22 protein-coding genes are annotated in these 26,155 nt (G+C 70.4%); 9 read left to right on the forward strand and 13 right to left on the reverse strand.

What is annotated here, in order from left to right; genetic code table 11:
* Window positions 1-8: 8 nt before the first annotated feature.
* Together ATC03_RS04485 and ATC03_RS04490 are read right to left on the reverse strand one after the other, a co-directional pair.
* Window positions 9-719, reverse strand: coding sequence for an SDR family NAD(P)-dependent oxidoreductase (locus ATC03_RS04485; protein ID WP_067873639.1), 711 nt, complete (start codon window positions 717-719; stop codon window positions 9-11).
* 50 nt (window positions 720-769) lie between these two features.
* Window positions 770-1,336, reverse strand: a complete 567-nt coding sequence (locus ATC03_RS04490; RefSeq protein WP_067873642.1) for a helix-turn-helix domain-containing protein — start codon at window positions 1,334-1,336, stop codon at window positions 770-772.
* A gap of 70 nt (window positions 1,337-1,406) precedes the next feature.
* On the opposite strand from ATC03_RS04490, the gene ATC03_RS04495 reads away from it, so the two are divergent.
* Window positions 1,407-2,408, forward strand: coding sequence for an NAD(P)/FAD-dependent oxidoreductase (locus tag ATC03_RS04495; RefSeq protein WP_084003686.1), 1,002 nt, complete (start codon window positions 1,407-1,409; stop codon window positions 2,406-2,408).
* Here ATC03_RS04495 and ATC03_RS04500 read toward each other — a convergent pair.
* Genes ATC03_RS04500 through ATC03_RS04510 form a run of 3 tightly spaced genes read right to left on the reverse strand, consistent with a single transcriptional unit; the run spans window position 2,405 to window position 4,232 of the window.
* Window positions 2,405-3,118 carry a hypothetical protein gene (locus tag ATC03_RS04500; protein ID WP_067873646.1) on the reverse strand — a complete coding sequence of 238 codons (714 nt, stop codon included), beginning with the start codon at window positions 3,116-3,118 and terminating at the stop codon, window positions 2,405-2,407. The genes ATC03_RS04495 and ATC03_RS04500 overlap by 4 nt on opposite strands.
* Window positions 3,115-3,870, reverse strand: a complete 756-nt coding sequence (locus tag ATC03_RS04505) for a hypothetical protein (RefSeq protein WP_067873649.1) — start codon at window positions 3,868-3,870, stop codon at window positions 3,115-3,117. The genes ATC03_RS04500 and ATC03_RS04505 overlap by 4 nt, the downstream gene beginning before the upstream one ends.
* Window positions 3,867-4,232, reverse strand: a complete 366-nt coding sequence (locus ATC03_RS04510) for a PadR family transcriptional regulator (protein ID WP_067873652.1) — start codon at window positions 4,230-4,232, stop codon at window positions 3,867-3,869. The genes ATC03_RS04505 and ATC03_RS04510 overlap by 4 nt, the downstream gene beginning before the upstream one ends.
* Before the next feature lie 130 nt (window positions 4,233-4,362).
* Here ATC03_RS04510 and ATC03_RS04515 point away from each other — a divergent pair, with 130 nt between their 5' ends.
* The gene (locus ATC03_RS04515) at window positions 4,363-5,040 is read left to right on the forward strand and encodes a LysE family translocator (RefSeq protein ID WP_067873655.1); all 678 of its coding nucleotides are present in this window, start codon (window positions 4,363-4,365) and stop codon (window positions 5,038-5,040) included.
* Between the two features lie 31 nt (window positions 5,041-5,071).
* Here ATC03_RS04515 and ATC03_RS04520 read toward each other — a convergent pair whose 3' ends face one another.
* Window positions 5,072-5,644 (reverse strand): DUF6036 family nucleotidyltransferase, encoded by a 573-nt coding sequence (locus ATC03_RS04520; protein WP_067873659.1) that lies wholly within the window; start codon window positions 5,642-5,644, stop codon window positions 5,072-5,074.
* Window positions 5,641-6,216: a helix-turn-helix domain-containing protein gene (locus ATC03_RS04525; RefSeq protein ID WP_067873662.1), complete on the reverse strand. Its 576-nt coding sequence runs from the start codon at window positions 6,214-6,216 to the stop codon at window positions 5,641-5,643. Before ATC03_RS04525 ends, ATC03_RS04520 begins: the two co-directional genes overlap by 4 nt.
* A 539-nt stretch (window positions 6,217-6,755) precedes the next feature.
* On the opposite strand from ATC03_RS04525, the gene ATC03_RS04530 reads away from it, so the two are divergent.
* Window positions 6,756-7,916 (forward strand): N(5)-(carboxyethyl)ornithine synthase, encoded by a 1,161-nt coding sequence (locus ATC03_RS04530; protein WP_067873665.1) that lies wholly within the window; start codon window positions 6,756-6,758, stop codon window positions 7,914-7,916.
* A 59-nt stretch (window positions 7,917-7,975) separates the two neighbouring features.
* A complete protein-coding gene (locus tag ATC03_RS04535) occupies window positions 7,976-9,151 on the forward strand; it encodes a LacI family DNA-binding transcriptional regulator (RefSeq protein ID WP_084003286.1) in 1,176 nt (391 codons plus the stop codon).
* Between the two features lie 2 nt (window positions 9,152-9,153).
* Here the strand turns inward: ATC03_RS04535 and ATC03_RS04540 are convergent, their stop codons facing one another.
* From ATC03_RS04540 to ATC03_RS04550, 3 genes are read right to left on the reverse strand one after another with little or no spacing between them, the layout of a single operon-like run.
* Entirely contained in the window at window positions 9,154-10,917 is a 1,764-nt protein-coding gene (locus tag ATC03_RS04540) for a glycoside hydrolase family 32 protein (protein WP_084003287.1), read from the reverse strand.
* The gene (locus ATC03_RS04545; protein WP_067873668.1) at window positions 10,914-12,053 is read right to left on the reverse strand and encodes a hypothetical protein; all 1,140 of its coding nucleotides are present in this window, start codon (window positions 12,051-12,053) and stop codon (window positions 10,914-10,916) included. Before ATC03_RS04545 ends, ATC03_RS04540 begins: the two co-directional genes overlap by 4 nt.
* Before the next feature lie 4 nt (window positions 12,054-12,057).
* Window positions 12,058-13,161 carry a choice-of-anchor L domain-containing protein gene (locus ATC03_RS04550; protein WP_067873671.1) on the reverse strand — a complete coding sequence of 368 codons (1,104 nt, stop codon included), beginning with the start codon at window positions 13,159-13,161 and terminating at the stop codon, window positions 12,058-12,060.
* A 428-nt stretch (window positions 13,162-13,589) separates the two neighbouring features.
* On the opposite strand from ATC03_RS04550, the gene ATC03_RS04555 reads away from it, so the two are divergent.
* Window positions 13,590-15,209 (forward strand): glycoside hydrolase family 68 protein, encoded by a 1,620-nt coding sequence (locus ATC03_RS04555; RefSeq protein ID WP_084003288.1) that lies wholly within the window; start codon window positions 13,590-13,592, stop codon window positions 15,207-15,209.
* Window positions 15,210-15,344: 135 nt separating this feature from the next.
* On the opposite strand, the gene ATC03_RS21190 is transcribed toward ATC03_RS04555, so the two are convergent.
* The 3 genes from ATC03_RS21190 to ATC03_RS04570 form a co-directional block, all read right to left on the reverse strand.
* Window positions 15,345-18,602: a GH32 C-terminal domain-containing protein gene (locus ATC03_RS21190; protein WP_067873674.1), complete on the reverse strand. Its 3,258-nt coding sequence runs from the start codon at window positions 18,600-18,602 to the stop codon at window positions 15,345-15,347.
* A 144-nt stretch (window positions 18,603-18,746) separates the two neighbouring features.
* Window positions 18,747-19,715, reverse strand: coding sequence for a carbohydrate kinase family protein (locus tag ATC03_RS04565; protein WP_067873677.1), 969 nt, complete (start codon window positions 19,713-19,715; stop codon window positions 18,747-18,749).
* Complete coding sequence (locus ATC03_RS04570) at window positions 19,712-20,815, reverse strand: LacI family DNA-binding transcriptional regulator (RefSeq protein ID WP_335622266.1); 1,104 nt, start codon at window positions 20,813-20,815, stop codon at window positions 19,712-19,714. The genes ATC03_RS04565 and ATC03_RS04570 overlap by 4 nt, the downstream gene beginning before the upstream one ends.
* A 125-nt stretch (window positions 20,816-20,940) precedes the next feature.
* Between ATC03_RS04570 and ATC03_RS04575 the strand changes: the two genes are divergently transcribed.
* The 4 genes from ATC03_RS04575 to ATC03_RS04590 all read left to right on the forward strand — a co-directional run bounded on the left by ATC03_RS04575 (window position 20,941) and on the right by ATC03_RS04590 (window position 26,087).
* The gene (locus ATC03_RS04575) at window positions 20,941-22,041 is read left to right on the forward strand and encodes a substrate-binding domain-containing protein (protein WP_067873680.1); all 1,101 of its coding nucleotides are present in this window, start codon (window positions 20,941-20,943) and stop codon (window positions 22,039-22,041) included.
* Between the two features lie 176 nt (window positions 22,042-22,217).
* Window positions 22,218-23,216, forward strand: coding sequence for an ABC transporter permease (locus tag ATC03_RS04580; protein WP_067881423.1), 999 nt, complete (start codon window positions 22,218-22,220; stop codon window positions 23,214-23,216).
* Window positions 23,213-24,025: an ATP-binding cassette domain-containing protein gene (locus tag ATC03_RS04585; protein ID WP_067873683.1), complete on the forward strand. Its 813-nt coding sequence runs from the start codon at window positions 23,213-23,215 to the stop codon at window positions 24,023-24,025. The genes ATC03_RS04580 and ATC03_RS04585 overlap by 4 nt, the downstream gene beginning before the upstream one ends.
* A gap of 550 nt (window positions 24,026-24,575) precedes the next feature.
* Window positions 24,576-26,087, forward strand: coding sequence for a family 43 glycosylhydrolase (locus tag ATC03_RS04590; protein WP_067881426.1), 1,512 nt, complete (start codon window positions 24,576-24,578; stop codon window positions 26,085-26,087).
* Window positions 26,088-26,155: the final 68 nt, after the last annotated feature.

Here is a 26,155-nt window from a genome sequence, read left to right on the forward strand (position 1 = left end):
GTTCCGGATCACGGGCCGAGCAGCTCGACGACCTCTCCGGCATGTCCGTGATCGAGCAGTCCGATGACGCGGTCGGCGACCTGCTGCGGCGCGATCAACGGGCTGGCAGCTCGCTGCTCCGCCGGGCTGAGCGCGGCGAGCTGCCGATGAGCGCGCTCGAGGCCGATCCAGCCGGGTACCACCGCCATCACGCGCACGTCGGTGCGATCGCCGAGCGCGGTCGTGAAGCGCCGGATGCCCGCCTTCGCGGCCCCGTACTCGGGCGACCCGTAGGGCGAGTCGCCCTCGCCGCCGCTCGAGCCGATGTTCACCACGGCGCCGCCCACTGCCGCGAGCCGATGCCACAGGTGCTGGGTCAGCAGCATCGGCGCGAGGAGGTCGAGGGTCACCGTCGCCAGCCAGGCGTCGCTGTCGGCCGCCGGGTACTGTTCGCCAGCCGACCACGCTCCGGCGTTGTTGACGAGGGCGGCGACCTCGAGCCTCGGCTCGGCGAGCGCGTCGGCCGCAGCCCGAGCACCGGCGATCGATGCCAGATCGGCGACCACGACGGGAACCGGCACGCCATGGCGGTCTTCGAACGCGGTCGCGGCGCGCTCGGCCGCCGACGCGTCGCGGTCGACCAGGATCGCGCGCCGGCCGCGTTCGAGCAGGGCTCCGGCGATGAGGGCTCCGAGCCCGGATGCCCCGCCGGTGACCACGACCGCGCCGTTCACGCTCATGCCCTCACGCTCATGCCTTCACGCTAGGCCCGCCCGACGACACCCACGCGTCAGGCCGATGCGCGCGTGTGCACCTTCGCGCCCTGCGCGTTGAACAGGCACAGCACCTCGAGCAGGTCGTCGCCGTGGTTCGCGAACCCGTGCGGCACGCGGGTGTCGAACTCGGCGGCCTCGCCGGCCTCGATGACGAGGTCGTCGTCGCCGAGCAGCAGCCGCATACGCCCCGAGATCACGTAGATCCAGTCCCATCCGGGGTGCACGAACTGCCGGATCGGCGTCTCGGGGGTCGGCGGATGCACCTGCTTGAACGCCTCCCACGGGCCGGCCCCGCCCGACAGCGGCACCGTGACGACGCCGTGCCGCAGCTTCGGTCGCGGGTGGATGCGCGGATCGCCGAGCGCGGGCGCCCCGACCAGGTCGTCGAGGGGCAGGCGGTACAGCCGCGCGAGCGGCAGCAGCAGGTCGAGCTGAGCGCGCCGCGAACCCGACTCGAGGCGCGACAGCGTGCTCGTCGAGATGCCGCTCGCCTCGCTGACGGCCTTGAGCGTCAGGCCCCGGGACTCGCGGATCGCCCGCAGCCGTTCGCCGATGCCGGCCAGTTCGTCGCGCTGTTCCATCGGTGCCTCCTCGTTGCCGTTCCGGCAACTTCGATTGCCGCTTCAGTCGCACCGTACCAGCATGGACGGCATGGTCGAGAACGCACAGGAACGAACGGATGCCGGGGCGAACGTGAACGACGCGGCGCTCACGGATGTGGTCATCGTCGGCGGGGGCCCAGCCGGGCTCAGCGCCGCCCTCTCCCTCGGGCGGGCCCGCCGGCGAGTCGTGGTGATCGACTCGGGCGAACCCCGCAACCGCACGGCGGCGCACATGCACGGCGTGCTCGGGCACGACGGGCTGTCGCCGCGCGTGCTGCTCGAGCGCGGGCGCGCGGAGGCAGCGGGGTACGGCGTGCGGTTCATCGACGGCGAGTCGCCGTCGGCGCGCGTCGCCGGAGACCTCATCGAGGTCGGCTCGGCGGAGGGCCTACTCCGGACCCGACGGCTCCTCGTCGCGACCGGCCTCGAAGACGTGCTGCCCGACCTCCCCGGATTCCGCGAGCAGTGGGGCCGAGGCGTCGTCGTGTGCCCGTACTGCGACGGGTGGGAGCACCGCCACGACGTCATCGGCGTCGTGGCGACCTCGCCCCGCAGCGTCGAGCAGGCCCAGCTGCTGCGGCAGTGGTCGGATCGCGTCGTCTACTTCGAGAACGTCGTCGGCGCGGCATCCGGAACCGACCTCGAAAGACTCGTGAGCCGCGGCATCCGAATCGAATCGGGCGCCGTCACCGGCCTTCGCATCGAGGGCGAGCGGATGACGGGGGTCGAGGTCGACGGCCGCGTCATCGACGTCGGCGTGGTCTTCACGGGCCCGACCATGCGGCCGCGCGATGCGCTGCTGCGATCGCTCGGAGCCGCGACCACCGAGAGTGAGCTCGGCGACTGGGTCGACGTCGACGCCGACGGGCGCACCTCGGTGCCCGGCGTCTGGGCGGTCGGCAACGTCGTGAACGTGCGCGCCAACGTCTCGGTCTCTCTCGGGCTCGGTTCGCTCGTGGCCGGCGCGCTCAATGCCGACCTCGTCGCCGAGGATGTCGCGGCAGCGCTTCGGGCCGTCGAGCTGGCGTCGTCCGTGCTGGCGTCGTCCTAGTTGGCGTCGTCCATGCCGGTGTGGTGAACGGATGCCCCGTGGCACCCGGCCTGCTGCCAGTCGTAGGCGTCGCCGAGCGGTTGGTCGTCAGCACCCCACATGGCTTCCTGCCACTCGGGATTCCGGGACTCGTTGAAGGTGTCGAGCGCACCGACCGCTTGCATGGTGTCGCCCTGCTCCCACGTCTCCCAGAGCAGGATGTAGGCGGCCTTGAACCCCTTCTCGGCCATGCAGACGGCGTCGAGGTGGTTCTGCATCAGGATCACCTCGGCGTCGAATGCCCACTCCTGGACGAATTCCGCCGACGGCCTCGGAATGAGCGCGAGGTCGGTGTTCTCGTCGTACACGGTGTGCCCGTGGATGATGGCGATGCCGCCGGGATCAGGTTCGACCGGGTCCTCCACGACGGCCGTCTCCTCGGCCGCGGCGGCCGCCGGTGCCTCGGTCGGGTTCGGCGCCGGCGGGGTCGTCGAGGGTTCGAGTTCCGCGGGCGGCGTGAACACGGGCAGCGACGCCTCCGCAACGGCGTTCAGTTCGTCGCGCTCGGTGATCGAGGCGACCGCCGCCGCGGCCAAGGCCGATCCGGTGCCGATCGCGATGACCGCTCCGACGGCGCCGAGCAGGAGTGCAAGGCGATGCCGCGGCATCCGACGCTGCGTGCGCTGGTGCTCGCGCTGACGTTCGTCGTCGAGCAGGTGCTGCATGTTCATCGGGATTCCCTTCGGTTCGACGTGGCGGGGACCAGGTGCGCGGGCATCGCCCACTGGGCGGTGCCCGTGAGGCAGACGATCGCGACGCCCAGGCCGATGGCGTACGCGGCAGGTTCGAGCCAGGTCACGCGGAGGATCACGACGAGCGCCGTCGCGCTGAGGTAGTACAGCGCCTCGACGCTCTGCGCGAAGATCAGCACGCCCGTGACCGCGAGCATCATCGCGCCCCAGTGCCGCGTGCTCCGGTGCCAGAGCAGCGCGGTGGCGACGAGCGCGATGGAGCCGAGGGCGATGGTGATCGCCGCGGAGCTCGGAATGAAGCCGATGTCGCCGATCAGCAGCGCGCGCGTCTGCCGGGCTGCGATGTACGTGCCGACGGCGACCTGCACGATGCCGATGAGTGCGACGGCGGCGACGAGCAGCCCGTCGACGCGCGGGGCGCTCCACCGGGCGGTCTCCTCGCCCGTGAGTTGCGTGCGACGCCAGCTGAGGTCGGCCGGGATGCCGCGGAGCATGCGCGCGCGGATCGACCTCGCGATGGCCCGCTGACTGACGCCGGCCTCGGTCGCCCACGCCGCCTGCTCGTGCAGGTCGGAGAGGATCTCGTTCTGACGATCGGCCGCGACCACGGGATCGAGCCCGCCCGTGTACCGCAGCGACCAGTGCAGCGTCGCCCGGGCGGCGCGTTCCACCGCGCCGGTGCCGGTGCCGGTGCCGTTGCCCGTGCCGCTGCTGTTGCTCAGGCCGCTCATGCGAGCGCCTCCCCGGTCGCGGTGCGGAACTGATCGGCGCTCTGGGCGGCGGCGGCCTGGGCTGCGGCGCGGAACGCGGCCTCGCCAACCCCGGTCACGCGGTACAGACGGCGGCGCGGACGCCCGTCGGCCTCGGCCAGCTCGGGCGCCTCCCACTCGGATTCGAGCAGCCCCGCGGCATCCATTCGGTTCAATGCCCGGTAGAGCGTGCCGTGCGAGGGCAAGGCCGACCCGTCCTGCTCGGCGAGGGTGCGCGCGAGCGCGAAGCCGAAGAACGACCCCTCTCGCGGCTGGATGGTGAGCCCCGCATCGAGGATCGCGAGCTCGATCGGGAGGAGTACTCCTGCGCGTCGTCGTGGCATGGGTGCGACTATACGCACCTATGTACGTATTAATCTAGAGCCGTTGATCGCGAGTGCGTCGGTTGGCGCGAATTCGTTCGGCCTTGGCGGTCCTCCCTGACCGCCGAACGCGCGCTGCCAGCATGACGGCATGACGTCCTCCGATCCGACCGCCGGCATCATCGCCTTCACCTGGCTCGCCCTCGCGATGACCCTGGCGCCGGGGTCGGACACGGTGCTCGTGATCCGCACGAGCCTCAGCGACGGGTGGCGCCTCGGTGTGGTCGCGGCGTTCGGTATCGTCTGCGGCGTGATCGTCTGGGCCGGACTCGCCGGCCTCGGCGTCGCGCTGCTGCTCGTGCGTTTCCCGGTCGCCTACACCGTGATCGCGCTCGCCGGCGGTGTGTACCTCGGCACCCTCGCAGTGCGCACCTTCATCGCCGCGCGGCAGATCTGGCGCAGCACGCCCGAGTCGACCGATGACGCCGCGCCCGCCACCGATGTGCAGCCCCTCGCGACCTGGAAGACCTTCACGACCGGCCTGTTCACGAACCTCCTGAACCCCAAGATCGGCGTGTTCTACCTCTCGATCATGCCGGGCCTGTTCATCGGGCAGACCCTCACGGTGTGGCTCGGCCTGCTGCTCGGCAGCATCCACGCCGTGCTCGGCATCATCTGGCTGACGATCGTCTCGGTGCTCGCCGGCTGGGCGCGCATCCACCTGCTGCGCCCGCGCCCGCGCGCCGTGCTCGAGGCCGTCTGCGGCCTGCTGCTGCTCGCGTTCGGCGTGTTCGTGATCGTCGAGGTGGTCGCCGACCTGATCGGGTGAGCGGATGCCGCGGGCGGCCGTCAGCCCCGGCTCAGGCGATCGCGGGCTTCGGCGGAGTCGAAGGCAGCGGCGGGAGGCCCACCTCGAGGATTCGCGCGACCATGCGCACCGCGCGTTCGGCCAGCGCTTCAGCCGGGTAGTGGTCCTCGTACAGATCGGCGGCGGCGTCGATCGATCGGATGTCGCAGATCACCATGAGCTTCGCGATATCGGTGTCGTCTCGCCCTGGCCGGTTCGCGCGGAGTTTCATCGCGAGCAGCGCGTCGGCAGAGGCGACCTGGATGACGACTCGGCCGTCGTCGTAGATCGACTCCCATTCGGCGGTGCGGCGACCGTAGTTCGGGATGAAGCCGGACGCTTGATCGTTGAGCCAGTCAGCCGGCCATCCATTCGCTTCGGCGATCTCGCGACCGGCTGCCAGCACGCGTTCGTGATCGCCGATGAGGTGCGCATCGATGTCTACGGTCGATTCGCGATCGAAGTAGCGGAGCGCGAGCGCGGCGCCACCCACGATACTGATGCCGCTGCGTTCGCCGCCGGCGCCGAGGGTGGCGACCAGTTGGCGAAGTCCGAAAACCAGCCCGTCGCGATCGAACCGCGTCATGCGCTGATCAGGGTGTCGGCGTCGACGAGTACGCGGCGCCGCGCGAACTCGGGCGGCACCCGATCGGGGCTCGGCGTCAGCGTGTACGGGCCCTCGCCCACGGTCCACGGGCGTCGCAGTGTGCGGTCGGGATTTGTCGCCCAGTCGGGGACAGGCAGCTCCTCGGCGATCAGGTGGTGCGCCACGAGTGCGGCCAGTGCGGCATCCCATTGCCGGCTGCCGGTGGATTCGGGCGGGGAGATGGTGAGCGCGAACCGTGCTGCGCCGTGCTCGGCGCTGAGGTTGTCGTTCAACTGGATGAATCGACGCAACGCGACGCCTTCGCGACCGTCGGCAACCGCGAAGCGGATGTCGGCGGCGATCGCGGCTGCGTCATCGCGAACCGTCGGCACCGACACGAGTCGATGTCCGGTCGCTCGGAGGGCGCGCTCGACGGCGTCGAACGATGGGTTCTGGCGACCGCGCTCGATGAGCGAGACATGCGACTGCGACAACTGCGCGCGCTTGCCGAGCGCCTGCTGGGTGAGCTTGCGGCTCCGCCGGGCGGCGCGGATAAGGGTTCCTGCGCTCATCTCGCCTCCAGTATTCGATCCATCTCATAATATGCCCTCAGCACCGCGTCGGTCGAGCCCGAGATTACGGGTGCCGTCTCGGATTCCGTATGCCAGTTCCGCCTCATCGTGAGGCGGTATTGGCATAGCGGGAACGTGAGACAAGAGGGGAGCCGTCCGCCCGCGCGGACGTCGTCGGCTCCGCGCCGCGGGCAACTGCAGCGCCGCGATCTCGAGCGTCCCGCTCCGGGCGATCGCGCGTCCCGGTTCTCGGCAGGGCAGCGTGAATGCACACGCGGCCGGGGGTGCGGCGGCCTCGGGCCAGCGCATCATCGATCTTCCACTGTTCGACGTAGGAGTCATCGGGGATGAGGGAGTCGCGGATCGGCATCCTCCCAGCGGCCTCGCCGCGATCAGTGATCGGGCGAACCTCCGTGACGTACCCTCAGGGAAGGACGCCGGTTCGACGGACGGCGGTTCACCCGTGGTCTACACCTGCCATGACGGATGCCGGTGAGCGAGCTCGAGCCGACACCGGCAGCCGCACAACTGGAGCCCACATGAACACGCCGACACCCGCTCTCCTCAAACTCGGGGTGTTGGTCACCTCGCGCAAGACCGACGAGCGGCGACTGCCGATCCATCCCTCCCACCTCGAGCGGATCGACGCCGACCTGCGCGCGAACATGATCCTCGAGCACGGCTACGGCGAGCGTTTCGGCTTCTCGGACGAGCAGCTCGCTCCGCTGGTGGGCGCAATGTCCACCCGCGAGGCAATCATCGCCGAGGCCGACGTCATCGCCCTGCCGAAGCCGCTCGCATCCGACCTCGCCGAATTCCGCGACGGACAGGTGCTGTGGGGCTGGCCGCACTGCGTCCAGGACCGGGACATGACCCAATACGCCATCGACAAGGGCCTCACGCTCATCGCGTGGGAGGCCATGAACCACTGGAAGGCCGACGGCGGGTTCGGGCTGCACGTGTTCCACAAGAACAACGAGATCGCGGGGTACTGCTCCGTGCTGCACGCCCTGCAACTGTGCGGTTCAACCGGTGACTACGGGCGGCGGCTCAACGCAGTGGTGATCGGCTTCGGCGCGACCGCGCGCGGCGCCGTCACCGTGTTGAACGCGCACGGCATCCACGACGTGCGCGTGCTGACCAACCGCGACACGGCTGCCGTCGGCTCCCCGATCCCGTCCGTCGACATCATCCAGTTCGAACACGACCCGCAGGCGCCGTTCGCGAGCACCGTGAACACGGAGGACGGCCCGGTCGCACTCGCCCCGTTCCTCGCCGCGCACGACATCGTCGTCAACTGCACCCTGCAGGATCCGAACGCACCGCTCACCTACCTGCGCACCGAGGACCTCGGCGCCTTCCGCCCCGGCAGCCTCATCGTCGACGTCTCGATCGACGAGGGAATGGGATTCGAGTGGGCGCGGCCCACCTCGTTCGCCGACCCGATGTTCACGGTCGGTGATTCGACCAACTACTACGCCGTCGACCACAGCCCGTCGTACCTGTGGAACTCGGCCACGTGGGAGATCAGCGAAGCCCTGATGCCGTTCCTCCGCACCGTGATGGAGGGCCCTGGGGCGTGGGCCGAGTCGGACACCATCAGCCGTGCGATCGAGATCGAGGGTGGTCGCGTCCGCAACGAGGCGATCCTGCAGTTCCAGGGGCGCTCGGCCGAGTACCCGTATCCGGCGCTCGCGTGAGCGTCACCGGGTGATGGCGGCAACCACCCGGTCGGCGTTGCGCCGGGAGTCGACGATGGATGCCTCGGGCCCGCGCCTGCCCGGCGCCGGCACCGCGGGCACTCGCTCCGCCCGGCTCGGTCGGCGAAGCCGGTTCTAGGCTGGGCAGCGTGAGTGCACACGCGGCCGGGGGTCGGGCGGCCTCGGGTCAGCGACCGAGGATCACGGATGTCGCGCGCGTCGCGCGGGTGTCTCCGACGACCGTGTCGCATGCCCTGAGCGGAGCCCGAGGGGTGCGCGAGGAGACTCGGGAGCGAGTGCTCGCTGCGGTCCGCGAGCTCGGCTACGTGCCCGATCGCGTGGCGACGGGGCTCCGCCGCCAGCGCACGGGCATCATCGGCTTCGTCGGGTCGGGCATCGCGACGACGCCGTTCGCCGGCGAGCTCATCGCGGGCGCGCACGATGCGGCATCCGAGCGCGACGTGCTGCTGCTGGTCGTCGATTCGCAGGGCGACGAGGCGCTCGAGGCACGCCAGATCGAGCTGCTCCTCGGGCAGCGGGTCGACGGCATCGCCATCGCCCGGATGTTCCACCAGGCCGTCGATCAGCCGGAGATCCCGATCGACGTTCCCGTGGCGCTCGTCAACGCCGAATCCGTCGGCGGGTGGCTGGTCGATGCGGTCGCTCCCGACGAGGAGGAGATCGGGCGGATGGCGGCCCGACGGCTGCTCGAGGCGGGCCACCGGCGGATCGCGTTCGCGAACACCGTCGACGACACCCTGGCCAGTCGCGGACGCGAGGCCGGGTTGCGAGCCGTGCTCGCCGAGGCGGGCGTGCGCCTGCGCGTCGCCGATGTCGCGCACGTCGCGTCGACGGCCGAGGGCGGGCGCGAGGCCGCCGTCGAACTGCTCGATCGCCCGGGCCGCCCGACCGCCGTCTTCTGCTTCAACGACCAGGTGGCGATGGGCGTCATGCAGGTCGCGCAGGCCCTCGGCATCGACGTTCCGTGCGAGTGCTCGGTGATCGGCGTCGACGACCTCGCGAACGTCGCCGACGCGCTCGTGCCGAAGCTCACGACGATCCGCCTGCCGCACCAGGAGATGGGGCGGTGGGCGGTGACGCGGCTCCTCGACCGGGTCGCGGGCGAGGACCCCGACGTCGAGTCGGCGACGATTCCGTGCCGGCTCGTCGAACGCGAGTCGGTCGCCCCGCCGCCCGCTCCGTCGACGTCGACCTCGACCACGACGCCGCTCTGACCTCAGTCGAGGCGTTCGACGGGTGCCACCGCGAGCGGCGAGATCTCGAACGAGCGAAAGCGGATGTCGCCGCCGACCGCCTCGGCCGAGAGGCCGTTCGCGCCCGGCGACGGGAACATCACGCTCGAGAGCACCGCTTCGCCGTCGTTCGCGAAGACTTCGACCGATGCGGCGTCGACGATCACGTCGAGCGTCACGACGCCATCGCGCGGCGCGACGTTCGCCCAGCGCACCTCTCGGTAGACCGAGGGCATCGCGGATGCCGCGGTGTCGGCGTCGCGCGCGATGAACACGCGGTTCGTGGCGAAGTCGACGCCGACGGTCGCGAAGTGGCCGCCGCCCTCCTTCACGCGGATGCGCGCCTCGCCGCGCTCGGCCTCGGTCGCGGCGAGCTCGACGCGCAGGCGGTAGGCGTCGGAGGTCGGCTGGGGGAGCGCGGAGACGGTCTCGGCCCGAGTGCCGGCCGCCGAGACATCCGGAGCCTCGCGCACGACCACGTCGGTCGCCCTCGCCGGTGCGCCTTCCAGCTCGGCGAGCGTCTCGATCGGAGCCGAGGTGAGGGTGGGCACCCCGTCGATCGTTCGGAGCGAGATCTCACGCACGACGGAGGCGGCGCCGCCCTGCCAGTCCTCGGTCGGCAGGTCGCCCGCATAGGCCCAGTTGTTGAGCCAGCCGATCGCATAGCGGCGCTCGAGACGCTCGGCCGGTGCGAGCCGCGAGTCGTCCCAGGTGACGGTCGCATAGAGGTCGGCGCCTCGATCGAGCCAGGCCGGCTCGTCGCGGTCGGCGGTGAAGCGCTCGCCGTTCCAGTCGCCCGTCCAGTACGCGGTGCCGGTGGACATGCCGTCGCGGTCCAGGTCGCCGTGCGCGCCCGCCATGAGCACCCAGCGCGTGTTCGCGGGGTCGCCGTCGACCGATATCCGGAACAGGTCGGGGGTCTCGAGCAGGCCGAGGTCGTCGCGGTCGAAGCCCGAGCGGTAGGTCCAGTCGCGCAGGTCGGATGACGTGTAGAAGCCGAGTTTGCTGCCCTCGGCGAGCACCATGATCCAGGTGCGTCGAGCCTCGTCCCACACGATCTTGGGGTCCCGGAAGTCGCGCACGCCGGGGTTGTCGAGCACGGGGTTGCCGTCGATCGGCTCGAACCGGAACCCGCCGTCGGTCGAGACGAAGAGCGACTGCCGCTGGACCCCCTCGTGCTGCTGCGTGACCACGGCGATCACCGCGCCGGCCCCGAAGCCCGCCGTGTTCTCGACATCGATGACGGCGCTGCCGGTCTCGATGTCGCCGAGGCCGTTCTCGTACTTGTCGATGGCCACGCCCTCGTCTCTCCAGTGCACGAGGTCGGTCGAGGTCGCGTGGTACCACTCCGTGCCGTTGCCCTCGGGGTAGTCGGCGTTGAAGAGGTAGTAGTAGTGCCAGCGTCCGTCGAGCCAGAACGGACGCTGCGGGTCGTTCATCCAGCGCTCCGCGGGCGTGAGGTGCACGGCCGGGCGGTACGGCGACCAGTCGGCCGGGCGCTGGTACGCGGTCTCGGGCGAGGTCGGGGCCGGCGTCGCGGTCGGCGGCGCCGTGGGTGCCGGTGCGTTCGGGCGCGGCGCGAGCGGTCCGAGCGCGAGCACGAGGGCGGCGGTGGTCGCGACCGCGACGGCGGCGACGACCGTGATGGTCGTCGCGCGCCGCCGCGAGCGGGGGGCGGATGTCGCAGCCGACGCCACCGCGGGTGCCTCGTCGGGCGTGCGCGGGTCGATGGGCTTCTCGCTGGTCATCGTGCTCCTTCGGTTGCCGCCCTCCGCCGGGCAGCGGATGCCACGACCAGGACGAGTCCTGCGAGCATCGACGCGCCGATGAGCGGCAGCAGCAGGTCGAGCCCGGCCGGGCCGGTATTCGCGAGTGCGGGCGGGGTTTCGGATGACACCGGTGGCGGTGTGAGCTCGGGCTCGCCGGGCTCGCCGGGCTCGCCGGGCTCGCCGGGTTCGCCGGGTTCGCCCGGTTCGCCGGGGGCCCCGGGGAGGACGGCCGGCGTGAAGGTCGAGCGGCGCTCAACCGTCGGGGCGATGGCCGAACTGGTGGCGACGGCCGTCGCGGTGTTCGAGAACCCGCCGTCGGCGAGATCGGGCGACGTCGTGGTCGAGACGAAGCCGACCTCGACGATCTCACCCGCTCCGACAGGAGCGACCACCACGCGGACTCCGGTCGTCGAGCAGTCCACGCTCACCCGGCTCGGGGCGACGGCCTCGAGCTCGAGCAGGTATCCGGTGACGGGATCGACGGTGGTCGTCGACCGCACCGTGACGGGCTGCTCGCAATCGACGACCTGGCCGGCGGCCGCCGGGTCGGTGATCTCAAGCCGGTCCCACGGGCCGGCGGGGGATTCGACGGTCCAGTGGATCGCCGACTCGGACTCGTCGGTCCACGCGCCGTACTTGTTCGTGCGATCACGTTCGGGTGCACCGAACGCCGGGCCGGGTCGGTCGCCCGGGCGCACGACGCCGGTCGCGGACGACGTATGCTCCGCGGCATCCGCCCCACCGCTCGTGGTCTCGATCGTGGTGAGCGTGAAGGTGCCCGACCGGCTGGTCGGCGTGCGATCGAGCACGAAGCGCAGCTCGCCGCTCGGGGTGAGCTCGCCTGAGCCGAGCGCGGTGCCGTCGCTCGCCAGCAGCACGGGCGTCGCGCCGAGCGCACTCGCCTCGTGGCCCGGGAGCGTGATCGTCACGAGGTCGCCGATCGCGGCGCCGTCGGGCAGGCGCCACTCGACGGTCGAGTCCACCTTGCCCGGTTGCGAGACGACGGAGACGGATGCCTCGAGCCCGAGTTCAGCGGCGTGCGCCGGGGCGACGGCGACGACCGAGGTCGCCACCGCCGCCACGGCGAGCCCGCAGAGGGCGAGGGTGCGCGGCATCCGCTCAGGACGCATCGTCCGACTTCGGGTCGGTCGGGGAGGCCGTCGCGAACCGGCGGCGGAGCTTCACCGCGGTGACGCTCGCCGCACCGATCAGGAGTGCGCCGGCGGCGAGGATCATCGGCAGCACCGTGTCGAAGCCCGTGGCGCTGAGCTTGGACGCGGTCGGCGTCGCGGTCGTCGAGCCGACGGAGGCCGTGCCGGCTCCGGGAGTCGTCGGCTGGTCGGTCGCCGGCTGCGTCGGGGTCGGCTCGACCGGAGCCGTCGACGTGATCGAGGCCGCCCCGACGAGGAGCGTCGTGTCGAGCTGACCGTCGCGGGTGTCGGCGACGGCGAGCTTCACCGTGGTCTCGGCGCCTGCCACGACGGTCGCCGTGCAGTCGATCGCGGCGGTGAAGCCGTTGAACTCGGTGTCGAAGTCGGCACCGGGCGTGACGTCGTCGAAGTTCGCCGAGTAGAGGTCGGGCGAGGTCGACGCGTTGATCGACGCGGTGCCGACCGGGGTGTCGGTGCCGGGCACGACCGAGCAGAGCTCGCCGTTCACCCACACGCCGACGGCATCGCCGAAGTCGCTCGCCCATCCGGCATACTCCTCGCTGCCCACGAGGAAGCGCAGCGCAAGGTCGTCGCCGGCCGGAACGACGGTGAGCTCGAGCGTCGCGGCGTCGTAGGTGGTGGCCCCGACGAGCGCCGTGAGGTCGTCGTCGCCTGCGCCGCCGAAGTCACCGGTGGTGGTGAGCTTCTCGTTCGGGCCGACGAGGGCCGACGAGGTGAAGTCGGTGTCGCTCGCGGCCTGGGGGTCGGCGTCGACGAGGCTGCCCGTCGAGAGCGCGACGCCGTCGGCGAGGCCGGCCTGGCCGAGGTCGACGCCCGAGTAGGTGCCGACCTGCACGTCGGAGCCCGACGCGGTCGCCGAGACGAGCTTCACGCCGTTGCCGACGATGCCGCCCGCGACCGCGGTGGCGTCGACCGCGCGAAGGGTCTGGATTGTGCCCGCGGCGGTGGCGGGTGCCGCCGCGATCGCGGCGAGGCCGAGCGCGCTCGCTGCGGCGAGCGTGCAGACGGCGCCGGTGCGGAGCGCTCGCCCCGTGGCATGTGTGCGGTTCATGATTCTCCGTGGTGGTTGGAGCACCGCCGACCGTCTCGGCCCATGAGCCGGAAGAGCGACGATGCGTCTTCGCAACTGATGGTGGAGGGAGAGAGCGGATGCGCCACTCGAGGAATCCTCGCCACCATAACCAGATACAAATCGATTTGCAAACTCGTCGATTCCGACGCCGCGATGGCCTCGGAAATCTCGATCCAGCGGTCGCGAATGGTGGGAGCGCGTTCATCGGCGCCAGCGCTGGGAACGACTCGGCGGAGCCTCTCGCGAGATCGGGCGGAGAACCGACATCCGCATGAAATCAAGGTTGACAACGTGATCAGTGCTCGCGTACGGTCGCCGCTGGGGGAAAGCAGAAGCGTCACGACTTCGAGGGACGACCGTCCGAGACCGCTCAGGGAGCCACGGCTTCCCGAACGAAAGCGAAGAACGTGAACCAGACCATCAAGAAGCGCCGTGCCATCGCGGCCGTCGTCGCAGCCGTGCTCGTCGCGGCCACCGTCGCGACGACCGCACCGGCGAACGCGGCAGAACCGTTCGTGCCCGACCACGCCGGGTTCCCGAACCCGACCGAGCACTCGCAGCAGGCCTACGAACCGGAATCCGACTTCACCTCGAAGTGGACCAGGGCCGACGCCATGCAGATGAAGGCCATGAGCGACCCGACCGCGCCGGCCGGCGAGAACTCCATGCCCGAAGACGTCACCATGCCCACGGTGCCGCAGGACTTCCCCGACATGTCGAACGACGAGGTGTGGGTGTGGGACAGCTGGACCCTCACCGACGGCTCGAGCGACCAGCCGAGCTACAAGGGGTGGGAGGTGCTCTTCTCCCTCGTCGCCGATCGCGACCTCGGATTCGATGAGCGCCACCTGTACGCACGTCTCGGCTACTTCTTCCGCAAGGCGGACATCCCCGACGATCAGCGCCCCGAGAACGGCGGCTGGACCTACGGCGGCCTCGTCTTCCCCGAGAACGACGTGACCTCCTCGTCGACGGCGATCTTCGAGGACCGCTCGTTCAGCCACTACACGCAGTGGTCGGGATCGACCCGGCTCATGGAGGACGACAAGCTCCGACTGTTCTACACGTCGGTCGCCTTCTTCCGCGATCCCGTGACGAACGCCGACACCAAGCCCTACGACCCCCGTCTCGTGCAGACCGAGGGCCGCATCTTCGCCGACGAGACCGGCGTCTGGTTCACGGGCTTCCGCGACCAGCACGAGCTCCTGAAGGCCGACGGCGAGTACTACCAGAACGGCGAGCAGAACCCGTTCTTCAACTTCCGCGACCCGTTCACGTTCGAGGACCCGGCCAACCCGGGCGAGACGTACATGGTCTTCGAGGGCAACACGGCCGTGCCGCGCGAGAACCGCGCCTGCACGGCAGACGACCTCGGCTACGCCGAAGGTGATCCGGAGGCCGAGTCGCTCGACGAGGTGCTCGAGAGCGGCGCGACCTACCAGATGGCGAACGTCGGCCTCGCGGTGAGCGAGAACCTCGCGATGACGGACTGGAAGTTCCTGCCGCCGATCCTCTCGGCCAACTGCGTGACCGACCAGACCGAGCGGCCGCAGATCTACATCGAGGACGGCAAGTACTACCTCTTCACCATCAGCCACCGCGGCACCTACGCCTGGAACATCGACGGCCCCGAGGGCGTCTACGGATTCGTCGGCGACGGCATCCGAAGCGACTTCCAGCCGATGAACCAGGGCTCGGGCCTCGTGCTCGGCAACCCGACGAACCTGAACATCCCGCGCGGCGACCCCTTCGCGCCCGCCGTCGGCCAGCACCCCGGTCACTTCCAGTCGTACTCGCACTACGTGATGCCCGACGGGCTCGTGCAGTCGTTCATCGACACGATCGGGACGTCGGACGACTTCACGCGCGGCGGCACCCTCGCCCCGACCGTCCGACTCGACATCGACGGCAGCAACAGCCGCGTCGATCGCTCGTACGGCGTCGACGGACTCGGCGGCTGGGCTGACGTGCCGTCCAACCTCGCGGCGAACGTGCCCTCGACGCCCGACCCGCGTCCGACGCCGTGAGGCAGCGGACACGACACGTCATCGCCTCGCCACGGTTTGAGATTGCCTTGAGGCGACGGTGAGACGACGGATGCCCCGGGGGAGTGATTCCCCGGGGCATCCTGTCGTCTCGGGCCGACCGCTGTCAGTCGCCTCTCATCGCGCCACCTGCACCGTGACGGGCGCACTCGTGGTCGTGCCGGCCGCGTTCCGGAACTCCACCGTGTAGCTGTACGACCCCTTGGGCCTGCCGGCCACGTCGAGCGTCGCGCGCTGTGCGCCGGGCGTCTTCGCGGTGAGCTTCCCCTCGGCCACGACGACGCCGTTCTCGAGGAACCGGTACGACGTGGCGTTCTGGCCCCACCACAGGTCGGCCGTGACGCGGTAGTCGCCGTCGCGGTCCCAGTTGTCGTGGCTCAACAGCGGCTTGCCGGGGTTCGCGTCGCGCACCTTCACCGTGAGCGGACCGGTCGGCGTGGCCCCCTTCGAATTGACCAGCTCGCCCGTGAACTCGTACGTGCCGTTGCCGAGCCCGGCCACGGGAACGACGACGCGCTGCGCGGCCGGCGTGGATGGCGTCACGCGCTCGGTGTGCACGAGCTCACCGTCGCGGTAGAGCCGGAACAGGCTCGCGTTCTCGCCCCACCACAGGTTCATCGTCACGTCGAAGTCGCCGTCGTGCAGCCCGGTGTCCCACCCGTTGTTCGAGGAGAGCACGCCTCGAGCGGGTGGCGCGGTGGCGCCGTCGTCGGTCGGAACCTCGGGTTCCTCCGGACCCTTGGGCGCGAACATCGCCGTCGCGAGCGGCGTCGCGGTGAGCGACACGAGTCGTGCGTCACCGCCCTCGGCCCAGATGCCCAGCCGGTCGGCCCCCTCGGTCGGGAACACCTGGTCGGTGATCGTCGTGCGCCCGTCGGCCGTGAACACCTCGACCGACGCCCGGTCGACGTAGACCGTGACGGCGAGGCGCCCGTCGTCGAGCACGACCGGGGCGTCGTCGATCGACGAGAACGACGGGTGGAACGACGTGTCGCCCGAGGCGCGGCGGTCGACGAAGAGGCGACCCGCGGCGACGTCGTACCCGATGCGCGTCGCCGAGCCTGCGCCGTCGCCGAGCACGCTCAGGCCGAACTCGTCGGCATCGCCCGCCTCGAACACGGCGTCGATCTTCAACACGTCGCCCGCGACATCCAGTGCCGTGCTGCCCTCCTCGATCGCACGGGGCCCGACCGTCTCGGCCTCGCGCGACTGCTCGAGATCGGCGACCTCGGAGACCACCTGCTGCACGAGCCTCGGCCCGCGGTCGGTGGTCGCGAGCGCGACCTCGCGCGGCAACGCCATGGAGCTGCGCCACGACCCGGTCGGGATCTCGTTCGCGTAGTCCCAGTTGTTCATCCAGCCGAGCTTCACGCGCCGGCCGTCGGGCGCGTTCGCGAACGACACGGCCGCGTAGTAGTCGCGGCCCCAGTCGAGCCAGTCGTAGCCCTCGATGCGCGGCGCGGCGGCTTCGTCGGCGAACATGACCTGGTCGACGAGGATGTGCCCCCAGCCGAACCGGTTGTTGTCCACGATGCGAACGGATGCCTCGTGCCCGGCGAACTCCTCGACGTTCCAGCTCGTCCAGTCCAGCGTCTCGCTGTTCGCGCCGGTCGCGGTGCGCACCACCTCGCCGTCGACGACGAGACTCACGCTCGTCTCGTCGCTACGCGGGACCGCCGCTTCGGCGCCGAGCACCACGTGGTCGAACGTGAGGTGCCCCCACCCGCCGGCCGCGGCGTCGTGCACGCGAATGCGGGCGTCGCGGCCGGCGAACTCCGCGACGTCCCATGAATGCCAGGCGAGCTGGCCGGCGTCGGCGCCGGTCTGCGTGCGCACGACCTGGCCGTCGACGAGCAGCTGCACCTCGAGTGAGCCGTGGTCGCGCCGGCCGCCGCCGAGCAGGAACGAGAGCTTCGTGTCGTCCGCACCGATGCGGAAGGCGGGGGAGGTCAGGTCGCCGACGTTGTCGTCGCCGCGCGGCCCGCCCTCCCACGTGTTGATGCGCTTCGAGCCGATGAAGAAGTCGCCGCCCGCCGTCGCAGGATTGCGCGCCGGCTCGGTGGCGAAGTCGCCCGTGGCCTGCCAGCCGGTGTCAGCCAGGGTGGTGCCGTCGGCGAACTCGAAGCCGTCGAAGAGCAGGTCGCCCGGCGGGGGCTCGTTGCCGAGCTGGGTGCCGGGCACGTGCGGGTGATTGCCGCCACCGACGAGCAGGTTCACGAAGGGCTGCTCGATGGTGAACGTCGGCGACTCCAGGGTGCCGACCGGCCAGTCGCCGTCGGCGAAGCCGTTCACGAGCCCGGCGCCGACGAATCCCGTGACGGGGTTCTGGCCCGCGAGCGAACCGCTCGCCGGGGCATCCGTCCACGGTCCGTTCAGCCGGTTGCCCGGCTCGTTGGCGACGGTCCAGCCGTCGTAGTCGCCGCCGTCGAAACCGGCGAAGACCTCGCCCGCGGGCAGGTTGTCTGCCGTGACCGTGCTCTCCGAGGTGAACGTGGTGCCGTCGAAGTCGCCGACGAAGTACTGACCGCCCGAGCCGCCGGCCACCGCGCCCGGGTTGAGGTTCACGATCATGACCCACTTCGTGGTCGCCGGGTCACCGTCGACCGGCAGCTCGAAGAGGTCGGGGCACTCCCAGATGCCGCCGACCGCGTTGGCCGGCCCGAAGTCCGAGAGGTGCGTCCAGTCGATGAGGTTGTCGCTGCGGGAGAGCACCACGCGGTGGTCGAGCGCCTCGACGGCCACCATGACCCAGTACTGCTCGCCCGTCGCCGGGTTCTCGTAGCGGAACACCTTCGGGTCGCGGAAGTTCGCCGAGTCCCGGTCGAGCACGGGGTTGCCCGCGTACTTCGTCCACGTCTGGCCGTCGTCGGTGCTGTAGGCGAGCGACTGCGCCTGGATGCCGGCGTGCGTCGGATGCGCCGGCGTGTACGCGCTCGTGTAGATCGCGACCAGCGGGGGGTTCTCGGCGGTGCCGAGGCCGCTGGTGTTCTGCTCGTCGACGACCACGGAACCCGAGAAGATGTCCTCGATCGCCGTGCCCGAGTCATCGAAGCCCTGCGCGATCGCGAGCGGCTGCTCCTGCCAGTGCACGAGGTCGTCGCTCGTCGCGTGCCCCCAGCTCATGTTGCCCCAGCGGGTGCCCGCGGGGTTGTGCTGGAAGAACAGGTGCCAGGTGCCGTCGTCGTACACGAGGCCGTTCGGGTCGTTCATCCAGTTGCGCTCGGGGGTGAAGTGCACGGCGGGCCGGTAGCGCTCACCGCCGGGGTCGGGTTCGTCGGCGGATGCCGCGGGCAACTGCACCCCGACCAGGGCCGTGGTGAGGGCCGCGACGGCGATGCCCGCCGCCGTCGTTCGTCGTCTGGATCTCGTCGTCATCGATCGATTCGCCTTTCGTCGCGCGGCTCGTCCCTGAGCCGTGACATCGTTGTCAGGGTGACTGGCGGCGATGCTACGCAGTGTCCGACGGACAATGCAAGCGACGGATGTCGCGGCGCGACGGTGCGGCGCGACGAGCACCGATCAGCTGCCGAGCGACGACTCCTGCGGCGGGCGCTGCAGCAGCGCGCCCTCGCTGCGCACGGTCGCGGCGGCGATCGTCATGGCCTCCGCGAGGGTGGCCGACCACGCGGCATCCGTCGTCGGAATGCCGTCGACCGCGAGCCGATGCACCACGGCCGAGAGGGTCGCGTCGCCGGCGCCCATGGTGTCGACGACGGGCCCGTCGAGCTGCACGATTCCCGCCCGAGCGACCCCCGAGTCGTGATGCACGGCGGCGCCGAGGCGCCCGGCCGTCCCGAGCACGGCGGGGCCGCCGGCGCGGGAGTCGGCCCCGAGCGAGAGCGCAGGCGCACGAAGTCGCTCGACGAACTCCGCCAACGGCGCGTCGAGCAGCAGCTCCGCGTCTTCGTCGCCGACCTTGACGAGCAGGGCCTCGTGAGCGAGGGATTCGAATCCGCGCAGGAACTCGTCGCGGTCGCGCATCATGCCCGAGCGCGGGTTGCCGTCGATCACGAGCCGGTCGCGCGGTGCGGTGATCGCCGTGCGAAGGGCCTCGGTCTGGTCGACGTCGTCGAAGGGGAAGCAGCTGACGACCACGAGATCGGCGTCGTCGAGCGCGGCCACGGCCCGGTCGTCGAACGCGAGCCGCCTGGCCTGCGCGGCGGCGTTGAACTCGTAGCGGGGTTCGCCGCCGTCCGCCCGGTCGGAGACGGCCCGCGACGTGCCGAGCGGCGACGGGCTCGCCACGAGGTGCACGCCGTAGTCGGCGAGGTAGCTGCGAATGCGATCGCCCGGGGCATCGTCGCCAACCATGGCGAGCAGGGTGACCTCCTCGCCGAGCAGTGACAGCCCGACCGCGACGTTCAGGGCGGCGCCGCCGACGAACTCGCGGGTGCCCGAGGGGCTGCGCAGTTCATCGATGAGCGCGTCGCCGATCACGGCGATGCGGGGACGTCGAGTCCCGGTCGGCTCGGGAGTCCGTGCGGTCATCGGTGCGCCGTCCGCGGAGGCAACTCGCCGCTGCCGCGCTCGATGAGCACCGTCGGCACGACCACGCGCGCTGCGGGAGACTCGTCGCCGTCGAGGCGGGCGAAGACGCGCTCGGCGGCGAGGCGTCCGATCGTGTGCGGGTCCTGCGCGATGACCGTCACCCCGGGGTCGAGGAGGTCGCCGAGCGGCACGTCGTCGAAGCCGATGAGGGCGGTGTCACGATGGCGCCCGAGCTCTCGCAACGCGCGGATCACGCCGATCGTCACGAGGTTCTGAGCGCCGAAGATGGCCGTGGGCGGCTCGTCGGTGTCGAAGAGGGCGAGGGTCGCGAGCCTGGCCGTCTCTTCGTCGTGGATGCCCTCGATGACGGGCACGTCGCCGGTCGCGATGCCGGCCCGGCCGAGTTCGTCGAGGAACCCGCGTCGACGTTCCTGAGCGGTGCGGATGTCGCTGCGGTCGCCGAGGTAGGCGAGGCGGCGGTGTCCGTGCGCCAGCAGGTGCCGGGTGGCGAGTGCGGCGCCGTCGGTGTTGTCGCTGACGACGGCGTCGGAGGCGATGCCAGCCGGCTCGCGGTCGACGAAGACGACGGGGGTGCCGCGCCGGACCTCGGGGGCCAGGTACGACTGGCTCTCGGAGACCGTCGTGAGGATGAGCCCGTCGACGCGGCGCCGGAGGAACGCCGCGACCGCGGCCTGCTCGCGTTCGGGGTCGTCGTCGAGGCTCGAGGCGAACACGGACACGCCGTGGTCGAGTGCCGCGTCTTCGACGGCTCGGTGCACCGCGCCGGCGAAGGGGTTGTCGACGCTGCCGACGAGCAGCCCGAGGGTGCGCGTGCGCCCGTCGGCGCGACGCAGGTTTCCGGCGTGCAGGTCGGGCTGGTAGTCGAGCGATCGGGCCGCCGCGAGCACCTTGGCGCTCGTGGCCGCCGACACGTTGGGCTCGCCGTTGATGACGCGGGAGACGGTCTTCACGCCGACGCCGGCGAGGGTCGCGACGTGGCGCATGGTGGGCCGAGCCCGTGAACGCGGCTCGTGGGAGACGAGCGCATCGGCGTTCGCACCTGCGGTGCGACCGGCCTCGGGCTCATCTGAGATTGACATCGATGTCACGGTTCGATCTCCAATGCGGGGTTTGGGCTTGACTATACACAGCGACTTCGACTAGACCTACCTTTGACATCGTTGTCAAGGTGGCAACGGTCAGCACACCAAGAGGAGATTCGCCGATGAATCACGCAGCATCCGGCACCATCCGCCGACGACTCGTCCTGATCGGTTCGCTCACCGCAGCGGCCGCACTCGCCCTGACCGGCTGCGGGGCGTCGGGCGGCGATGCGGCAGGCGGTGCGAGCAGCGACGACGCGATCGGCGTCTCGCTGATCGTGAAGACCACGACGAACCCGTTCTTCGTCGCCATGCAGGACGGCGCGAAGGCCGCCGCCGACAAGCTCGGCGTCGAGCTCACCCTCGCGGCGGGCAAGGAGGACGGCGACGAGGACACGCAGATCCAGGCCGTCGAGAACGCGATCTCGAAGGGCGACGCGGGCATCCTGATCACGCCGAACGGCCCCGGAGTCGAAGACGCGCTGGTCAAGGCTCGCGACGCCGGCCTCTACGTCATCGCGCTCGACACGCCGCCGTCTGACCCCGATGCGGTCGACATCACGTTCGCGACCGACAACTTCCAGGCCGGTCAGGAGATCGGCAAGTGGACCGCCGCCAAGCTCGATGGCGAGAAGGCCACCATCGCGATGATCGATCTCTTCGACGACAAGATCGTCTCGGTCGATGTGCAGCGCGACCAGGGATTCCTCGACGGCCTCGGCATCGACACCGCCGACGACTCGGCGAACGGCGATGAGGCATCGACCGGCAGCTACAGCGGCGGCGACTACGAGATCGTCGGCAACGAGGCCTCGCAGGGAGCTGAAGACGGCGGCCGCACCGCGGCCGAGACCCTGCTCTCGAAGAACCCCGACATCAACGTCGTGTACACGATCAACGAGCCGGCCGCGTTCGGCGCCTACGAGGCCTTCAAGGCCGCCGGCAAGACCGACGACCTCATCGTCGTCTCGATCGACGGCGGTTGCGCCGGCGTCGACGCCGTCAAGGACGGCACGATCGGCGCGACCAGCCAGCAGTACCCCGTGAAGATGGCCGAGCTCGGCGTGCAGGCCATCTTCGACCTCGTCGAGACCGGCACGACCCCCGAGGTCAGCGACGGCCTCGAGTTCTTCAACACGGGTGTCGCACTCGTGACCGACGACCCGCAGGACGGCCTCGAATCCATCGACACGGCCGAGGCGGGCGACATCTGCTGGGGCTGACCGTCACCAGCCGCACCACGCGGTGATCTCGGGGGAGCGGATGCACCACCCGCATCCGCGCCCTCGGAGCTCATCGCACCCATGAATCGGAGACACACGTGAGTCAGCACACGACCTCGTCGGCATCGTCGGCGAATCGCCCCCCAGAGAGCGAGCCGCCCACATCGGCGCTCGACCTGGCCGAGGAGTTCCTCGACCGCACCACCCCGCTCAGCCGCATCCGGAACACGCTGCACCGATACCCGGCGATCAGCCCGGCGATCGTGCTGGCGCTCTCGATCATCGTCTTCGGCATTCTCAACGAGCGCTTCCTCGCCCCGGCGAACCTCTCGCTGATCACGCAGCAGGTCGCCGTGGTCGGAACACTCGCCGTCGCGCAGACCCTCATCATCCTCACCGCCGGTATCGACCTCTCGGTCGGCGCGGTCATGGTGCTGAGCTCGATGGTGATGGCGCAGACGAGCGTGCAGCTCGGTCTCCCTGGGTGGCTCGCGCTCATCCTGGGACTCATCGTCGGACTCGCGGCCGGCGCGTTCAACGGCTTCCTCGTCACCCGTCTGAAGCTGCCGCCGTTCATCGTGACCCTCGGCACGCTCAGCATCTTCGTCGCGCTCACCCTGCTGTACTCGGGCGGTTCCACCGTCCGCGGTGCGGAGATGCCTGAACTGCTCACCTCGATGGGCGCCACCTTCAACATCGGCGGCGTGAACTTCACCGTCGGCGTGCTGATGATGCTGCTGCTCTACGTGGTGGTCGCCCTGATCCTCGCCAAGACGGCCTGGGGCCGGCACGTCTACGCGGTCGGCGACGACCCCGAGGCCGCGCGCCTCGCCGGCATCAGCGTCAACCGGGTGCTCATGAGCGTCTACCTCGCGGCGGGCGCGATCCTCGCCCTCGGCGCGTGGATCCAGATCGGTCGCACGAACGCCGCGTCGCCCAACGCGGGCGCAGAACTCAACCTCGACTCGATCACCGCCGTCGTCATCGGCGGAACGAGCCTCTTCGGCGGTCGCGGCACCGTCTGGGGCACCCTCCTCGGCGCGCTGATCGTCGGCGTGTTCCGCAACGGCCTGTCGCTTGCCGGGCTCGACGTGCTCTGGCAGACCTTCGCCGTCGGCGTGCTCATCATCGTCGCCGTCTCGGTCGACCAGTGGATTCGAAAGGTACGCAAATGACCACCGCAACGGATGCCGCGGGCCAGGCGCCCGCCGCCGGCCCGGCAGAGACCCGCACCCCGATCCTGCGCGCACGCCGACTCGTCAAGACGTTCGGCCGGGTCGTCGGCCTCGACGGGGTGAGCCTCGAGCTCTACCCAGGCGAGGTGCTCGCGATCATCGGCGACAACGGCGCCGGCAAGTCGACGCTCATCAAGTGCCTCACGGGCGCCGAGATTCCCGACGAGGGCGAGATCTTCCTCGACGAGAATCCGGTGCACTTCAAGCGCCCGCAGGACGCCCGGGCGGCCGGCATCGAGACGGTCTACCAGAACCTCGCGGTCTCGCCCGCGCTCGACGTGGCCGCGAACCTGTTCCTCGGTCGCGAGGTGCGCAAGCGCGGCATCCTCGGCTCGGTGTTCCGCGTCGTCGACCAGAAGGGCATGCGCGAGAAGGCCCGCAACGAGCTGACGGCGCTCGGCATCTCGACCCTGCAGGACGTCACGGTGCCGGTCGAGAACCTCTCGGGTGGGCAACGCCAGGCGGTCGCGGTCGCCCGGGCGGCGGCGTTCGGGTCGAAGGTCGTCGTGCTCGATGAGCCGACCGCCGCGCTCGGCGTGCGGGAGTCGAACCAGGTGCTCGAGCTCATCAGGAACCTGCGCGATCGGGGCATCCCGGTCATCCTCATCTCGCACAACATGCCGCACGTGTTCGACGTGGCCGATCGCATCCACATCCAGCGCCTCGGCAAGCGTGCGGCGACCATCACGCCGCAGACGCACTCGATGACCGATGCCGTCGCCATCATGACCGGAGCCGCCACTGCGTGAGTTCGCGTTCATGACGCCAGCAGGCCGAGGGGGAGTGAGATCGCCTCCCCCTCGGTCTTCGCCGTGTCCGAGCGGATGTCGCCTCCCTCCGGTTCCGCCGGAGGGACGGCGTTCCACTCATGACCGACGCGGCATCGTCAGGGCTGCGGCGGCGCCTGCGCCAGCTCGAGCGTCAGCGCTGCGGTTGCGGCTCCGGTCTCGGCCGCGCTCGAGCGACATCGAGAGGCTCGAACCCGTCGCAGGCGCACTTGCTCCACCGGCCGTATCGGAACTCGTCGGTGCGGCAGGGGCCGTCGTGCTCGGCTCGCTCGTGCGTGCATCGCGAGCATTCCAGGGTGTCGTGCGAGTGCATCATTTCGTCTCCGATCCGTGTGCCGTCGTTCGTTCCCGAATGCACCGGAAGGGGCGTCATCGACCGCTCCGCGTCCTTGGGGCGACAGCGTAACTGACATCGATGTCAACTTTCTGCCGAAGCTTTGATTAACCGCTTGACCATGCCTGAATCGGCGGTTATTGTTCTGGATAACCGCTTAACCACATGAAGGTGATGATGAACCAACGAGGGTTTTACCAGCCGAACGGCGCCTGGATCGGCGACCTGATCCCGTGGCAGGAAGGCGGGGTGTTCCACCTCTTCTACCTGCACGAGACGCGTCGCACGCCGAAGGAGGGCATGCCGTGGCGGCGGGTCACCACTCGCAACCTGGTCGACTTCACCGAGGCCGGCGAGGCCATCTCGTCGGGCGGCCCCGAGGCCGACGACTTCAACGTCTACACGGGCAGCATCGTGCTCGCGGCCGATGGCACGCACCACGCCTTCTACACCGGCCAGAACCCGACGAAGACCGGCGACGACGGGCTCGCGCTGCAGCTGGTCATGCACGCGACCAGCGTCGACGGCATGAACTTGTGGCAGCGGCATCCGTCGCACACCTTCGGGGCGACCGCCGGCTACGAGACGGCCGACTGGCGCGACCCGTTCGTCTTCTGGGACGACGAGGCGCAGCTCTGGCGCATGCTCATCACAGCCCGCCACACCGACGGCCCCGCCCGGCGCCGCGGCGTCATCGCGCAGTGCACCTCGACCGACCTCACGACGTGGGAGGCCGCGGCGCCGTTCTGGGACCCGTGCCGCTACATCGCACACGAGTGCCCCGAGGTCTTCCGCATCGGCGACTGGTGGTACCTCGTCTCGTCGGAGTTCAGCGATGCCTTCACGACCAGGTACCGGATGTCGCGCAACCTGCAGGGCCCCTGGATCGCGCCCGAGTTCGACTCGATCGACGGCCGCGCCTTCTACGCCGCGAAGTCGGCCGAGCGCGACGGACGGCGGCTGTTCTTCGGCTGGATCGCCTCCCGTGAGGGCGCGCAGGACGACGGCGCCTGGCAGTGGGCCGGCACGATGTCGGTGCTCGAGGCCGAGCAGCGCGCCGACGGCACGCTCGCCTTCCACCCTGCCGACGAACTCCGCGAGACCTTCTCTGAGGCCGCCTTCGTGCGGCCCGGCGACGCGATCGCGAGCGGCACCCTGCTCTCCGCACCCGACGGGTACCGCGACATCCTGACCGCCGAAGACGCCCCGTCGTCCTTCCGGCTCCGTGCCCGCCTCGACATCGCCAAGGGCACGACCGAGGCCGGCGTGCTGCTGCGGGCGAGCGCCGACGGCGACGAGGGATACGTGCTCCGGCTCGAGCCCAAGCGCGGGCGCCTCGTCTTCGATCGCTGGCCGCGCCGGTCGACCGGCACCGAGCAGTGGCAGATCTCGGGCGACGTGCCCTTCGCCGTCGAGCTCGAACGTCCATGCCGACTCGAACCCGGCGAGCACGAGCTCGAGGTGATCGTCGATGGCGACCTCTGCGTCGCCACCGTCGACAACGCGACCGTGCTCAGCACCAGACTCTACGACCGACCGAGCGGCCGGGTCGGCATCTTCGTCGGCGAGGGCACCGCAACGGTCGCCGAGTTCTCGGTGTTCGCCCGCGATGAGCCCGAGCCCGAGGCATCCGTCGTCGAAGCAGCATCGCTCGACGCCGCCGACGACCTCGTCACCGCCACGACCTAGTCCTTCCACCACCCGCACCACAGCACCGCACCACCACCCCCTGCAGATCGATCAAAGGAGATTCCGAC

Origin of the sequence: Agromyces aureus, from assembly GCF_001660485.1 — a bacterium.
Classification (GTDB): domain Bacteria; phylum Actinomycetota; class Actinomycetes; order Actinomycetales; family Microbacteriaceae; genus Agromyces; species Agromyces aureus.

Bases quoted from the DNA above. Each gene is read 5' to 3' on its own strand.
- ATC03_RS04485 (WP_067873639.1), bottom strand. From the start codon at position 719: ATGAGCGTGAACGGCGCGGTCGTGGTCACCGGCGGGGCATCCGGGCTC.
- ATC03_RS04510 (WP_067873652.1), bottom strand. From the start codon at position 4,232: ATGCCACGACGACGCGCAGGAGTACTCCTCCCGATCGAGCTCGCGATC.
- ATC03_RS04590 (WP_067881426.1), top strand. From the start codon at position 24,576: ATGAACCAACGAGGGTTTTACCAGCCGAACGGCGCCTGGATCGGCGAC.
- ATC03_RS04490 (WP_067873642.1), bottom strand. From the start codon at position 1,336: ATGGAACAGCGCGACGAACTGGCCGGCATCGGCGAACGGCTGCGGGCG.
- ATC03_RS04530 (WP_067873665.1), top strand. From the start codon at position 6,756: ATGAACACGCCGACACCCGCTCTCCTCAAACTCGGGGTGTTGGTCACC.
- ATC03_RS04570 (WP_335622266.1), bottom strand. From the start codon at position 20,815: ATGTCAATCTCAGATGAGCCCGAGGCCGGTCGCACCGCAGGTGCGAAC.
- ATC03_RS04585 (WP_067873683.1), top strand. From the start codon at position 23,213: ATGACCACCGCAACGGATGCCGCGGGCCAGGCGCCCGCCGCCGGCCCG.
- ATC03_RS04500 (WP_067873646.1), bottom strand. From the start codon at position 3,118: ATGAACATGCAGCACCTGCTCGACGACGAACGTCAGCGCGAGCACCAG.
- ATC03_RS04575 (WP_067873680.1), top strand. From the start codon at position 20,941: ATGAATCACGCAGCATCCGGCACCATCCGCCGACGACTCGTCCTGATC.
- ATC03_RS04520 (WP_067873659.1), bottom strand. From the start codon at position 5,644: ATGACGCGGTTCGATCGCGACGGGCTGGTTTTCGGACTTCGCCAACTG.
- ATC03_RS04495 (WP_084003686.1), top strand. From the start codon at position 1,407: ATGGTCGAGAACGCACAGGAACGAACGGATGCCGGGGCGAACGTGAAC.
- ATC03_RS04505 (WP_067873649.1), bottom strand. From the start codon at position 3,870: ATGAGCGGCCTGAGCAACAGCAGCGGCACGGGCAACGGCACCGGCACC.
- ATC03_RS04525 (WP_067873662.1), bottom strand. From the start codon at position 6,216: ATGAGCGCAGGAACCCTTATCCGCGCCGCCCGGCGGAGCCGCAAGCTC.
- ATC03_RS04540 (WP_084003287.1), bottom strand. From the start codon at position 10,917: ATGACCAGCGAGAAGCCCATCGACCCGCGCACGCCCGACGAGGCACCC.
- ATC03_RS04545 (WP_067873668.1), bottom strand. From the start codon at position 12,053: ATGCCGCGCACCCTCGCCCTCTGCGGGCTCGCCGTGGCGGCGGTGGCG.
- ATC03_RS04515 (WP_067873655.1), top strand. From the start codon at position 4,363: ATGACGTCCTCCGATCCGACCGCCGGCATCATCGCCTTCACCTGGCTC.
- ATC03_RS21190 (WP_067873674.1), bottom strand. From the start codon at position 18,602: ATGACGACGAGATCCAGACGACGAACGACGGCGGCGGGCATCGCCGTC.
- ATC03_RS04565 (WP_067873677.1), bottom strand. From the start codon at position 19,715: ATGACCGCACGGACTCCCGAGCCGACCGGGACTCGACGTCCCCGCATC.
- ATC03_RS04550 (WP_067873671.1), bottom strand. From the start codon at position 13,161: ATGAACCGCACACATGCCACGGGGCGAGCGCTCCGCACCGGCGCCGTC.
- ATC03_RS04535 (WP_084003286.1), top strand. From the start codon at position 7,976: ATGCCTCGGGCCCGCGCCTGCCCGGCGCCGGCACCGCGGGCACTCGCT.